Here is an 11448-nt window from a genome sequence, read left to right as displayed (position 1 = left end):
TTGACCTCTCTCGGTATCGGTGATCACTTCTCTGAGCCGTCGCATCCCGAGAACCGGATGCAGGAAAGGAAACGTGTCTGAAAAACCCATCGAACCCGTTCACCATCTCCATGAGGGGTCATGCTGATCTGTGGCAGAAGCGGGATGGTTATCGAGCGCGTCTGCGGCAAATCTCCAGGAAGTTGCCACAAAATCCTAGCTGTTTCTCTCCGGAGAACAACCACTTGCGGCCTTGCCTTTCGCGCCTAGATCGGAAGGCTCCCAGGGAGATGTTGACGGAAGGTGAAAATCGGGTGACCAGGGAGCAAGGGCCGATGGCTGTCATCACTGGATGATGATCCGGTTGGCCTCAGGCACATCGAAGCGGCGAAGGCCATCGCCTGGGATTCCATCAGACGGCGCGAGTTGTCGACTCCAACCCGGCGGATCGGGCCATCTGTCGGCAGACAAGGCCTGGGTTTGGTCAGTTTTCAGGCCGCTGTTTCACCCGGCCGGCCCCGGTCGCCACGGTCTTATCAAGCTGCTTGGCCGCCCAGCGACCCAGGCGCCCGGAGGCGACCAGCTGCTGGCGAAGGCGCTCCAGTTCAGCGGTCCGTTGCTCCCGGCGTTGTGCTTCGGTGGGCACCCGATCCTCGAACGGCACATGGGAGCGCGCCGCCAGCCAGGCCCCCAGCTGGCGCAGGGTGGACGGATCACTGCTGTGATGAGCGATCCGCAGGGGGTTACCGGGGGTCCGGGTGGCCTGCAACCGATAGGAGCGATCCCCATCGGAATCGACCAACTCGATCAACTCCAGGGCCCGGCCTTCCCCCAAGGTCCGCAGGCCATGACCAAACCGACGCTGCAATACCAGCAGCCTGGGCTCCAGACGCCATTCGCGGCGGCCATAGGTCAGCCACACCTGGGCCCAGCCACAGGCCAAGACCACCAGCGCTAGCGGAATCCCCATCGCCCAGAACCCGGGCCCGGAACCGCCGCCACGCACCAACAGGGCCAACAGGCCCCAGAGCACCAGATTGATCAGGCCCATGACGAGGCGATGCCGCCGCCGCTGGGCCAAATCGGGCACCAGCAGCGGACTGCCGAAGGAGGGGGTCAGCTCCTGCCAGCCCGCCGGCAGGACCGCCGGGGCCGAGGGCTGATCGCCTGGATCCGCCGGAGACAGACCCAGAAGCCGGTTGAGTTGCTCGGCGGCCTCCTGCCGCTGCTGCAGGCTGCCGAGTCGGGTGATCTCGAGGCTGCGGCCGGGCAGCTCGGCCACCAGCGGCCCCCCGAGGCCCCCATCACGTACCTGGAAACGAAGAATGCCCCCCCGGGGCAGGGCACGCCGGTGGCGGAAGGGTCCCAGCTGCACCCGCCGCTCCAGACTCCCGTCCGCCGCGACGCTGAGCCGATCCTCCGACCAGATGGCGCGGAGGAGATGGTGCAGGGCGGCGGCGCCACCGACACTCCAGAAGCTGACCCAGACCAGCAGAAACAGGGCCGCCGGCAGCGCCCCCTGGCCGGTGGACAGAAACGTGCTGAGAAACCTCCAGAGAAGCGACAAGGCGAAGACCTCGCCCGCCAGCCAGCCGCACAGCCAGAACGCCAGGAAGGCCGCCATGAAGAAACGACCCGGACCCAGGGGCCGGAAGCGAAAGGTTGGCGTTGCCGTCTCCAGCTTCACCGCCTCAGCCACCACCATCCGTTGGATCCATGCTGACCCAGAGGCGCTGAACCGGCATCGATTCGGGGCATGAAAAAACCCCGCTCCGGAGAAGGAGCGGGGGACGGAGCCTGATCAGGCCAGCCCTGTGGCGGCTTCAGCCGACGAACTCGCGGCTGGGGGCGGACACGCCGGCGGGGGAGGTGCCCTTCAGATAGGCCAGCATGGTGTCGGCATCGGAGCACTCGAACGGGTCGGTGGGGCAGTTGTCCTCGAGCCCGGGCTCCACGAACATCTTTTCAATCGTGCCGTCGTTGACGAGCATCGAATAACGCCAGGAGCGCTCACCGAAGCCCAGGTTGCCCTTCTCGACAAGCATGCCCATCTTGCGGGTGAACTCACCGTTGCCGTCGGGTAACAGGAACACCTTGTCGGCGCCCACCTGCTTGCCCCACTGGTACATCACGAAGGCGTCGTTGACCGACACGCAGACGATGCTGTCGACGCCCAGGCCCTTGAACTCCTCGAGCAGAGCCTCGTAACGGGGCAGGTGGTTGGAGGAGCAGGTGGGGGTGAAAGCGCCGGGGAGGGAGAACACCACGACCTTCTTGCCTTTGAAGATGTCGTCGGTGCTCAAGTCCTGCCAGCGGAAGGGGTTGGGGCCGGGCACGGATTCATCGCGCACACGGGTCTTGAAGACGACGCTGGGGACCTTTTCGATGAAAGCCATGTGGAGGTGTGAAGAACGACTTGACGACGCGCCGCCCGGAGCAGCGATCGAAGGGAGCTTAACTCATAATCGATCCGCCTTAGGGTGGAAACCGGCTGAGTGTTTCTGCTCATCGTCTCCCCAAATCCAGCCCGACACCCGCCCTACAGTCCGCCTCGCCAGCCCCCCGGCCCACCACCCCAGCCATGTCCCTCTCGATGTTCGAGGCGGCTGTTCCGCCCCTGGCCCGCAGCCTGAGCAACCTCAGCGCCATCCTGGCCAAGGCGGCCGCCCACGCCGAAGCCAAAGGGATTGATCCGGCGGTGCTGCTGCAGGCCCGCCTCTACCCCGACATGTTCCCCCTGGTGCGCCAGGTCCAGATCGCCACCGACATCGCCCGCCGCGGCCTGGCCCGGCTGGCCGGGGTGGAGAGCGCGGCGATGGCCGACAACGAAGCCAGCTTCGCGGAGCTGATCAGCCGCATCGAAACGACCCTCGCCAGCCTGGAGGGCTTCTTGCCTGATCAGATCGATGGCAGCGAAACCAAGGCGATCGAGCTGACGATCCGCAGCGAGACCCTCCACTTCAGCGGCCAGAGCTTCCTGCTGTTCTTCGTGCTGCCCAACGTCTATTTCCACGTCACCACCGCCTACGCCATCCTGCGCCACAACGGCGTGGAGCTCGGCAAGCGGGATTTCCTGGGCGAGCCCTGAGGCCCTCAGGCCAGCGGCCGTCGCAACGCCGACGGATCCAGACCCTCGCGCAGGGCCAGCACCAGACCGGCCGCCTCCGCGTAGGTGGCGGCCGGGATCACCTCCAACCCCAGGGCTTCACCGCTGACCTGCAGCAGGCAGGGATTGCCCTCCACCGCGATCACGGGCACGCCCCGCTCGGCGCAGGCCAACACCGCCTCACCCCCCAGGGCCCCGGCCGGCGCCACCACCGCGCCTAGATCGGCACCATGCAGCAAGCCGTTGCCGCTGGCCGGTTCGGGCCGCAGGGATGGGGCCCGGCTGAGGCCCACCAGCACGCAGGGCAGGAAGGTGTGGCCCAGCTCCTCGGCCGCCGCCCGCGGATCCAGCCCGGGATCGGGCGGCAGCGGCGCCAGGGCGGGGGCATGGGCACAGGGCACCCCCAGATGGCGCACCAGCAGGTGACTGATCACCGCCTCCGCCCCGGCCAGGGCATCCACCCCCGTGCCGTGGCGGTAGGCCGCCAGGGCCTCGCTGCCGGGCGCTTCGGGAAAGCGGGCCACCACGGCGATGGCCGTGGCGCCGGCGGCCAGCAGCGCTTCACCGGCCCGCAGCAGGGCATCGGGGCGGCCCAGGCGGCCCCAGCTGCTGCCGCTGGGGCCGATCGACAGGCTCACCTCCAGGGGCACCGCGCTCGTGAGCACCGGGCCGATCGTCAGCCCCAGGCTGGCGCGACAGGCCTCGATCACCTGGCGGTGGCGCAGCAGCAGCGCCGCTTCGATGCCCGCATCCAGCAGCACGCCCACCCGCTGGCTGGGCACCGGAGAGAGGGCCAGCTCGCCAGCCGCGAAGCGGTCGAGGCTCCAGCCCTCCACGTAGTGCAGGCGCCGGTCGCTCCAGTAAAGGGAGGCGGCGTTCATCACGTTGGGGTGGGTGATCAGGCAGCCGCTGGCCGCCGCCAGCAGCCGGGCCGCCGGCAGGCCGTCGCCGGCGAAGCCCCCCACGGCACAGCCCACCCCAGTGGGGATCACCAGCAGGGTGGGCAGGGGCGGGGCCGCTGCGCTCAAGGTCCGGGAGTCGACGCTGGCCCCACCACGATCCCCTCGAGCCGCAGGCCGCGCTGGGGATCCACCGCTGTGATCGCCCAGCGCAGGGGCTCAGCGCCCGTACCGGCCAGGCGGCAAGCTTCCCGCGCCAGCGCCTGGCGCAGCTGGGGCAACAGGAGGCCGGGGGAGGCCTGGAGCCACAGCTCCAGGGGCACCAGAGTGCTCACTTCTGGAACTGACCGAACTGGGCCTCATAGAGGGTGTCCTCCTGGCCGGCCAGCAGGTCGAGGTCGGAGAGGGGATAGGAGACGCAGAGCAGGGCGTAGCCCTTGGTCTGAAGCTCGGCCTTCACGCCCATGGCATCGGGCTGGTGCACCGTGCCACTGCGCAGCAGGGCGGCGCAGGTGGTGCACACCCCCGAGCAGCAGGAGCTGGGCAGGGGCACCCCGGCGGCCTCGGCGGCGTTGAGCACCGTCTGGTCGCTGCGGCAGGAGAAGCTGTGGGCCACGCCATCCAGGCTGGCGCTGATCTGGAAAACGGAGACCGTCGCGGCGGGCGTGGGGGAGGTCTCGGACACGGGCTCGGACACGGTCAGGCGGGCGGGCTGGGGGGAAGGCGGAGCGGGGCTCAGGCTCCCGGCGTCGGGCCATCCTCTCCGATCGCCAGCCAGCGGCCGGGGTGGGGGGCGAGGTATTCGCCGGGGTCCGGCGCGGTCGCCGCGGCGGTGAGCACGAAGTCGAGGCTGAGGGAGAAGCGGCTGTCGTCCGGGTCGCCGTTGGGCAACACCGCATGGTCGACGCAGGAGGGGAACAGCAGCAGCAGCCCGGCCCGGGGGGCCACGTCGTGCCAGGGCCGGTTGAGGGCGGCGGTGGGGTCGATCGGCCCGTCCTGGCCCACGGCCAGCCCCGGCACCAGCTCGTTCACCGGCCGGAGAGGGAACAGGCGCAGGCAGCCGCTGCGGCCGCTGCCGTCGCCATTGAAGTAGTAGATGGCGCTCAGGTGGGCGTTGGGGTGATGGTGGCGCCCCACCTGCTCGCCGGGCTCGCTGATCACCGGCCAGCAGCGCTGAACATGCAGCGCCAGCCGCCGGCGATCGAAGCCCAGCGCGTCCAGGTAGGCCCGGGCATGGCCGGCCAGTTCGGCGATCAGGGGGACGAAAAGGGGGTCGTGGTGCAGCTCGCCGGCGCCGTGCACGTCTCCGGTCCAGGCCACGCCCTCCTCCTGAGGCGCCTCACCGCGCAGGAGCAGGATCCGCTGCAGCAGCAGGGCAGTGTCGAGCGGGTCGGGGGCCAGCTGCACCCGGCCCAGGGCCATGGGGAAGAGGGGCTGGATCGCCAGAGGGGCGGGGGAAGCCATGGGCTGGGGCGAGAGGGTGCGGCCAAGGAACGATCCTGACGGCGACCCAGCGACTCGGCGACTCAGCGCCCCGAAGCGCCGAAGCCGACCGGGCCGGGGAATGCTGCCTCAAGGATCCGCCACCGAACCATCCAGCCACCAGCCAGCCCACCACGAGCGCCGCGCCTGCTGGAGAAGCTGCGGGAGGAGCTGGCCGTGCGCCACGACGCCCGCCGCACCGCAGGAACGTATGAGCAGTGGGTGCGGCGGTTCCTGCGCTTCCACGGCCTGCGGCCGCCCCGGGAGATGGGGGCAGGCCGAGATCAATGCCTTCCTCACCCACCTGGCGGTGGAGGAGGGGGTGAGTGCCTCCAGCCAGACCCAGGCCCTCTCGGCGCTGTTGTTCCTCTATCGCCATGTGCTGGGGACGACTCCGGGCGACCTGACGGGGGTGGTACGCGCCCGCGTGCGGCGGCGCCTGCCGGTGGTGATGACACCGGCGGAGGTGCAGCGGGTGCTGGGGCATCTGGAAGGCATCACGGCCCTGGTGGCCGGCCTGCTCTACGGGAGCGGACTGCGGCTGATGGAAGCCCTGCGGATGCGGGTGCAGGATCTCGACGTCGGGCAGCGGCAGATCACGGTGCGCAGCGGCAAGGGGGACAAGGACCGCGTCACCCTGATGCCGGAGCGGCTGATGGAACCACTGGGAGCGCACCTGGAGGGGGTTCGGCGGCTGCACACCGCCGACCTGGCCGCCGGCTGGGGTCGGGTGGTGCTCCCTCAGGCGCTGGAGCGCAAGTATCCGAACGCCGCCGTGGAATGGCGCTGGCAATGGGGGTTTCCCCAGACCCGCCGATGGCGTGATCCAGCCACCGGCAGAGAAGGACGTGCGAAGGGCAGTGCAGGCTGAGGGGCTGGCCAAACGGGTGAGCTGCCACACCTTCCGCCATTCCTTCGCCACCCACCTGCTGGAAAGAAGCACCGACATCCGAACCATTCAGGAGCTGCTGGGCCACAACGACCTGCGCACCACGATGATCTACATGCATGTGATCAACCGGGGCCCCTGCGGTGTGCGCAGCCCCGCCGACCTGCTGTGATCCACCAAGGGCGGTGCGATGGCGTGCATCACGTGACCGGTGATGGGCACCGCCGCACGCATACAGCTGGCCAGCATGCCTGCAGAGGAATGGCTTTGGGGCCTCAAGTCAGGTGTCAATCGGCGACATAGGCGGCAGAGAGTCACCCCGATCCCCCCTGAACCTGAATGGGCAAGACCGATCCGGGGCAGCTACCTTGACCGGGACGACTTGTCCTGAATGCATCAAGGTTCCTTTATGCACCCAAGACCGGGCTCACTGAGCCAGGGAAGCCCAGCCTGCGCCGAAGGATCTCGATTAACTGGACTGAATATCCATTGCATAGGTGTCGTTGCCAATGGCCTCGGGAGTGCATTACGGAACCACCCATTTAGTAGTTAGTCAGTGGCATTCACGAATCAAAGTCGGCCCGCCAGTTACGATGGATAAAGACGATGCGGCATGAATACAATGAGAACAATGGTTTGCCCGATACGAGTCACTAGAACCAGTACGTCGTTGGCTGTTCATGCCGACATTGATGCTCTGCTTCGCGTGTGGGGAGAGGAGAAGACCGCGCTGGTTGTGTGTCTGTCTGCATGGATGCACAAGATTAACCAGCTCGACGAGATACACCAACTTCTCATCGAGCACGACCACACAGATTACGCGTCGGCTCCAATTTGGATGATTGCTGGCCTTGTGTCAGAGGGACACTTGTTTTTCAGCAAGAAGGGCAAGGTCAGCACTTGCTTCAAAAAGGAGATCTTGGCGGATGTGAAGCTGCGAGACGCGGTCGCCAAACTTCGGAAGTTCCATTCGCGGCCCACCAAAGGAACACCAGAAATGAATATTGTGAGGCATCTTCGGAACAAATATTCGTTCCACCCAAACGAATACAATGCAGTATCCAATTCGCTTCAGTATTGGAGAAGATGTGAAAATGGAAACGGCCAACCTAGAGAAATGGCGATTTATCGTATCGATTGTGAGAGTCGTCCACATTTCGACGCAAGAGGCTGCGACGCTCTATACTTGCTTGGTTTATTTGACTTTGCAACAGACTCATCGCTGGTGATTTCGTTCGGCGAACTCATCAGTCGGCTTGGCAAGGACGTTGCCAAGCTTCGTAACCTCACTGGTGATTTCTTCATCTGTCTCGGAGAATATCTTGAGCGGCAGCAGCCACGCTCTTTTGGCGACTAGGCATTATGACCATTTAGAGGCAAGACAAATGTAAATGTTGCCCAACAAGCCCCTTGAGTGGACAGGCCACCATCAACTCTCTGCTTCGCCACCAAAAACTCTTTGCCTGCCACTCAGGGGCAGCGTTGAACCGACCAGTAAGCGGGGCCCGGTACCAGTCCACGGCCAAGCAGCTACAGTGACATGAGGAGGTGAGCTCAATGTCCAGACAGTTTGATGTAGTCGTCGAAAAGGATTCAGAAGGGTTCTTCGTGGCGACAGTCCCTGCTCTCCCCGGTTGCCATACGCAAGCAAAATCACTGGATCAATTAATGGAGCGAATCAAGGAAGCCATTGAACTTTGCCTTGAGGTTGAAGGCACTGACCCTGAGTCACTTGACTTTGTAGGAGTGCAGCGAATTACAGTGGAAGTGTGACGAGATATTCTGCGGTTTCAGGAAAGACTCTCATCGCAGTCTTCAAGAGAATTGGCTTTGAAGAAATCAGGGTCAAAGGCAGCCACCATTTCCTGAAGCACCCAGACGGAAGAACGACAGTTGTTCCCATTCATTCGAATGAAACTTTGGGGCCTGGTCTCTTGGCAAGCATCCTTCGTGATGTCAAGCTCTCAAGATCTGGATTGCAAGACCTTCTATGACGAATCCAACGGCTGTCCAGCATCAAGATCAAGCGGCCGGGGCCAAAGATCCCTGTTGAAAGCACTGGGCTGCTTCCCGCCGCTGATCTTGAGCGTTGGACCGACCAAGCGAATGAATGGCCAAGTGCCAGAGGGGCGAAAACGACATGCTGTGCCATCACCGCATTGATCGTTCGCGTTCGATCCAGGCTTGAGCAACCCATCGGCCGTCATCCTGGAGGCGTTCAGCCTTACCGACTCGCCAGTATTGATGCCGGGGGACCATAGGAATACCCAGCGCAGGCTTCTCAGCCAGCCAGGGGCAGTTTCACGCTGAAGACACTCCCCGAACCCGGCTGGGAAGCCACGGAGATCTCTCCGCGATGGCGATGCACGATCGCCGCCACGATGGAGAGCCCCAGGCCGGTGCCGCCCTGGCGACGGGAACGCCCTGGATCACTGCGGAAGAAACGATCAAAGATGTGTTGCTGATCGGCCGAGGTGATGCCGATGCCACTGTCCCGCACCTGCAACACCGCCTGACCTCTCTCTCGCCCCAGGCTCAGCACCACCTCCCCTGCCGGCGGCGTGTACTGAATCGCGTTCAGCAGCAGGTTGGACACGAGCTGATAGAGCTCCGATTCAACCCCCAACACGACGAGATCATCCTCGCCACCCACCAGCCTCAGCTGCAGCCCTGCCGCAGCCGCCGCCTCACTGGTCTCTTCCATCAGGTCGCGCGCAATCTGCGGCAAGGAGCACAGCTGCCGTGCAGCAGCTGCCTCAGATCCCTCGAGCCGGGCGAGCAGCAAGAGGTCAGTGATCAGGCTGCTGAGCCGTTTCCCCTGCCCGTGGACCACCGCCAGCATCTCTCTCGTGGCGGTGCGCTCATCGGGCATCAAGGCGCTGTGGGCCTCCACCACGGCCAGCAGGTTGGCCACAGGTGCGCGCAGTTCATGGGCCGCATCAGCGGTGAACTGCTCTTGCTGCCGATAGGCCGCCAGCAGCGGCCGCATCGCCAGGCCGGACAACCACCAGCTGGCCAGGCCTGCCACCAGCAGGGCCAGCACCACGATCGTCTGGGTGGCCCACCACAGCCGTTCCCTTTCCGCGTCCAGCTCGCGCAAGCTGCGCCCGATCTGCAGGTAACCCCAATCCAGCTCCATCGGCGCCCCATCGACCTGCGCTGGCGGGTGGGAACGGTGCAGGTGGATCGAATACTGCAGGAAGCGTTCGCCTCCCTGGCCTGCCACCACCATCCAGGTCAGGTTCGGATCCTGAGCTCCGGCTTTGGGAGATCCAGGGGAGTGGGCGATCAAAGCGCCACGTCGATCCAGCAGACGCAGATAGAAGCGCTCCGAATCCGTAATGCTGACGGCATGACGTGGCAGCAGCGTGGAGGGCTTCGGGCAGGGCTGCTCCACCAGGCAGAGGCCGGGGAGGACGGCGGCGAGCTGGGCTGAAGGCCTGGCCTCAGCCGGCAGCAGGGGCTTGAGGCTGTCGTGCAAGGTGCCGGCCAGGGTTTCCACCTCGCTCTCGAGGGCCGACCAGTTCGAGCGCATCAACAGGCCAAACAGTCCGTAGCCGGCGCCGTAGAGAATCAAGCCGATCACCGCCAGATAGGCCGCTGCCAGCCGCAGTCGGCTGCGGGGAATGGGACCAGGCCACACCATCGGCGCGTCCTAGGGCTCCGGCTCGAAGCGATAGCCCTTCGAGGCCACCGTCTCGATCGGAGAGGGCAGCCCATGGCTGGCGAGCTTGCGCCGCAACAGACGCACCTGGGCCGCCACCACATTGCTGATCGGGTCCTCCTCCAACGACCAGAGTTGGGACCGCAACCGCGCCCCTGGGATGATCTGCCGCGGATGCTCCATGAAATAGGCCATCAGCTGCAATTCCTTGGCGGACAGCACGATCCTGGTGATCCCCGCCGCCGCCTGAACGGAGAGGCAGCTCTCCGCTGGATCCAGGAGGTAGGGGCCGGCCCTGAGCATCAGCTCGCGATAGTTGGGCTGGCGCCGCTGCAGCGCCCGGATCCTTGCCAGCAGTTCCTCCATCGCGAACGGCTTGCTCAGGTAGTCGTCGGCGCCGGCATCCAGGCCCTGCACCCGGTGGCTGGTGTCGGCCAGGGCCGTGAGCATCAGCACCGGCAGGGTCAACCCGGCCCCGCGCAGCCGCCGGCAGAGCTCCGGGCCTGAAAGACCCGGCAGCATCCAATCGACGATCGCCAGGTTGTAGGTGGCCAGCTCGCTGCGGATCAGGCTCCAGGCCCCCAGGCCCTCCGCCACGTGATCGACGATGTGCTGCTGTGCCCTGAGCACCGCCTGGATCGCGCCGGCCAGCTCCGCTTCGTCCTCCACCAACAGGATGCGCAGGGGCATGGCCTGGGCCAGGAGAAACAGATTGCGGCTGATCCTAGGCAGCGCAGGCGGTTTCACCTGTTTTTCATCCCCTTTGCACCATCCTCTGCTGGACCTTGTCCTGCCGTTGCGGCAGCCGCAGCATGCGCGCTCTTCTTCTGGCCGGCGGCCTCAGCCTCGCAAGCCTGGCCCTCGGCAGCCTCACTCCGGCCGTGGCTCACGTGGGCCATGGCGATGAGTTTCAACAGCAGGGGAATGTGCGCCAGGTGAAGGCCAGCGCCGAGATCGATGCCCTGATGGGAATCACCACCGCTCCTGCCAGCGAAGCCGGCGGCGTTGTCTCGATTCCCGTCGCCGCGGTGGTGCAGGCGGACGGCAAGCCACTGGCCTTCATGAAGAGCGGCACCACCTACGACCCGGTGTTCATCAAGACCGGCGCCAGCCGGGGCGATCAAATCGAGGTCATCGATGGCGTGACCGCCGGAGAAGACGTGGTGATTCAAGGCGCCCTCTCCCTTTACGCCGAGTCGAAGAAGAGCGACAGCGCTGCAGCCAGCAACGAAGCACCCCCCGCCGCTTCTGCTGACGCCCCAGCAACCCCACCAGCTGCCGTCACCCCCGCACCCGCCGCAGGCCCTAACCCCGTGGCGATCGGCGCCGCCGCTGCGGTGGTGGTGCTGGGCGGTGTGGTCGTGGTCTCTCGCATGGGGAAGAAGAACTGACCTCCGCGACCTGCGCACTCTCCCGCCCCCCAAGCCAT

The 11448-nt window shown here is 65.6% G+C and carries 15 protein-coding genes; 7 read left to right on the top strand and 8 right to left on the bottom strand.

The window, feature by feature from the left end; genetic code table 11:
- Positions 1-463: 463 nt before the first annotated feature.
- Both KBY95_RS03820 and KBY95_RS03815 read right to left on the bottom strand, forming a co-directional pair.
- On the bottom strand, positions 464-1684 hold the full coding sequence (locus tag KBY95_RS03820) for a hypothetical protein (RefSeq protein WP_254963441.1): 1221 nt from the start codon (positions 1682-1684) through the stop codon (positions 464-466).
- A 118-nt stretch (positions 1685-1802) separates the two neighbouring features.
- Entirely contained in the window at positions 1803-2375 is a 573-nt protein-coding gene (locus KBY95_RS03815) for a peroxiredoxin (RefSeq protein ID WP_254963439.1), read from the bottom strand.
- A gap of 185 nt (positions 2376-2560) precedes the next feature.
- Between KBY95_RS03815 and KBY95_RS03810 the strand changes: the two genes are divergently transcribed.
- Complete coding sequence (locus KBY95_RS03810) at positions 2561-3067, top strand: DUF1993 family protein (RefSeq protein ID WP_254963438.1); 507 nt, start codon at positions 2561-2563, stop codon at positions 3065-3067.
- Between the two features lie 5 nt (positions 3068-3072).
- Here KBY95_RS03810 and KBY95_RS03805 read toward each other — a convergent pair whose 3' ends face one another.
- From KBY95_RS03805 to KBY95_RS03790, 4 genes are all read right to left on the bottom strand, one after another.
- Entirely contained in the window at positions 3073-4113 is a 1041-nt protein-coding gene (locus tag KBY95_RS03805) for a DUF3326 domain-containing protein (RefSeq protein WP_254963436.1), read from the bottom strand.
- A complete protein-coding gene (locus KBY95_RS03800) occupies positions 4110-4319 on the bottom strand; it encodes a hypothetical protein (protein ID WP_254963433.1) in 210 nt (69 codons plus the stop codon). Before KBY95_RS03800 ends, KBY95_RS03805 begins: the two co-directional genes overlap by 4 nt.
- Positions 4316-4621, bottom strand: a complete 306-nt coding sequence (locus KBY95_RS03795) for a 2Fe-2S iron-sulfur cluster-binding protein (RefSeq protein WP_254963710.1) — start codon at positions 4619-4621, stop codon at positions 4316-4318. Before KBY95_RS03795 ends, KBY95_RS03800 begins: the two co-directional genes overlap by 4 nt.
- 98 nt (positions 4622-4719) lie before the next feature.
- The gene (locus tag KBY95_RS03790) at positions 4720-5448 is read right to left on the bottom strand and encodes a putative 2OG-Fe(II) oxygenase (RefSeq protein WP_254963431.1); all 729 of its coding nucleotides are present in this window, start codon (positions 5446-5448) and stop codon (positions 4720-4722) included.
- A gap of 229 nt (positions 5449-5677) precedes the next feature.
- On the opposite strand from KBY95_RS03790, the gene KBY95_RS03785 reads away from it, so the two are divergent.
- The 5 genes from KBY95_RS03785 (at position 5678) to KBY95_RS16475 (ending at position 8349) form a co-directional block, all read left to right on the top strand.
- A complete protein-coding gene (locus tag KBY95_RS03785; protein WP_254963429.1) occupies positions 5678-6337 on the top strand; it encodes a phage integrase N-terminal SAM-like domain-containing protein in 660 nt (219 codons plus the stop codon).
- Between the two features lie 16 nt (positions 6338-6353).
- Positions 6354-6527, top strand: coding sequence for a tyrosine-type recombinase/integrase (locus KBY95_RS03780; RefSeq protein WP_315858886.1), 174 nt, complete (start codon positions 6354-6356; stop codon positions 6525-6527).
- A gap of 498 nt (positions 6528-7025) precedes the next feature.
- Positions 7026-7712: a hypothetical protein gene (locus KBY95_RS03775; protein WP_254963425.1), complete on the top strand. Its 687-nt coding sequence runs from the start codon at positions 7026-7028 to the stop codon at positions 7710-7712.
- 200 nt (positions 7713-7912) lie between these two features.
- Positions 7913-8128, top strand: a complete 216-nt coding sequence (locus KBY95_RS16480; RefSeq protein ID WP_255024588.1) for a type II toxin-antitoxin system HicB family antitoxin — start codon at positions 7913-7915, stop codon at positions 8126-8128.
- The gene (locus tag KBY95_RS16475; protein ID WP_396094868.1) at positions 8125-8349 is read left to right on the top strand and encodes a type II toxin-antitoxin system HicA family toxin; all 225 of its coding nucleotides are present in this window, start codon (positions 8125-8127) and stop codon (positions 8347-8349) included. Before KBY95_RS16480 ends, KBY95_RS16475 begins: the two co-directional genes overlap by 4 nt.
- A gap of 287 nt (positions 8350-8636) precedes the next feature.
- On the opposite strand, the gene rppB is transcribed toward KBY95_RS16475, so the two are convergent.
- Positions 8637-10001 carry a two-component system sensor histidine kinase RppB gene (gene rppB / locus KBY95_RS03770; protein WP_254963423.1) on the bottom strand — a complete coding sequence of 455 codons (1365 nt, stop codon included), beginning with the start codon at positions 9999-10001 and terminating at the stop codon, positions 8637-8639.
- Between the two features lie 9 nt (positions 10002-10010).
- On the bottom strand, positions 10011-10703 hold the full coding sequence (gene rppA / locus KBY95_RS03765; protein WP_396094873.1) for a two-component system response regulator RppA: 693 nt from the start codon (positions 10701-10703) through the stop codon (positions 10011-10013).
- 128 nt (positions 10704-10831) lie between these two features.
- Here rppA and KBY95_RS03760 point away from each other — a divergent pair, with 128 nt between their 5' ends.
- Positions 10832-11410, top strand: a complete 579-nt coding sequence (locus KBY95_RS03760; RefSeq protein ID WP_254963419.1) for a hypothetical protein — start codon at positions 10832-10834, stop codon at positions 11408-11410.
- Positions 11411-11448: the final 38 nt, after the last annotated feature.

Origin of the sequence: Cyanobium sp. Aljojuca 7A6 (genome assembly GCF_024346455.1) — a bacterium.
Taxonomy (GTDB): domain Bacteria; phylum Cyanobacteriota; class Cyanobacteriia; order PCC-6307; family Cyanobiaceae; genus Cyanobium.
Note: the sequence above shows the minus strand (reverse complement) of the source record. Positions and strands in the feature narration are given on the sequence as shown.

Coding starts and splice junctions, on each gene's coding strand:
- KBY95_RS03820 (WP_254963441.1), bottom strand. CDS start 1,684: ATGGTGGTGGCTGAGGCGGTGAAGCTGGAGACGGCAACGCCAACCTTT.
- KBY95_RS03815 (WP_254963439.1), bottom strand. CDS start 2,375: ATGGCTTTCATCGAAAAGGTCCCCAGCGTCGTCTTCAAGACCCGTGTG.
- KBY95_RS03810 (WP_254963438.1), top strand. CDS start 2,561: ATGTCCCTCTCGATGTTCGAGGCGGCTGTTCCGCCCCTGGCCCGCAGC.
- KBY95_RS03790 (WP_254963431.1), bottom strand. CDS start 5,448: ATGGCTTCCCCCGCCCCTCTGGCGATCCAGCCCCTCTTCCCCATGGCC.
- KBY95_RS03785 (WP_254963429.1), top strand. CDS start 5,678: ATGAGCAGTGGGTGCGGCGGTTCCTGCGCTTCCACGGCCTGCGGCCGC.
- KBY95_RS16480 (WP_255024588.1), top strand. CDS start 7,913: ATGTCCAGACAGTTTGATGTAGTCGTCGAAAAGGATTCAGAAGGGTTC.
- rppB (WP_254963423.1), bottom strand. CDS start 10,001: ATGGTGTGGCCTGGTCCCATTCCCCGCAGCCGACTGCGGCTGGCAGCG.
- KBY95_RS03760 (WP_254963419.1), top strand. CDS start 10,832: ATGCGCGCTCTTCTTCTGGCCGGCGGCCTCAGCCTCGCAAGCCTGGCC.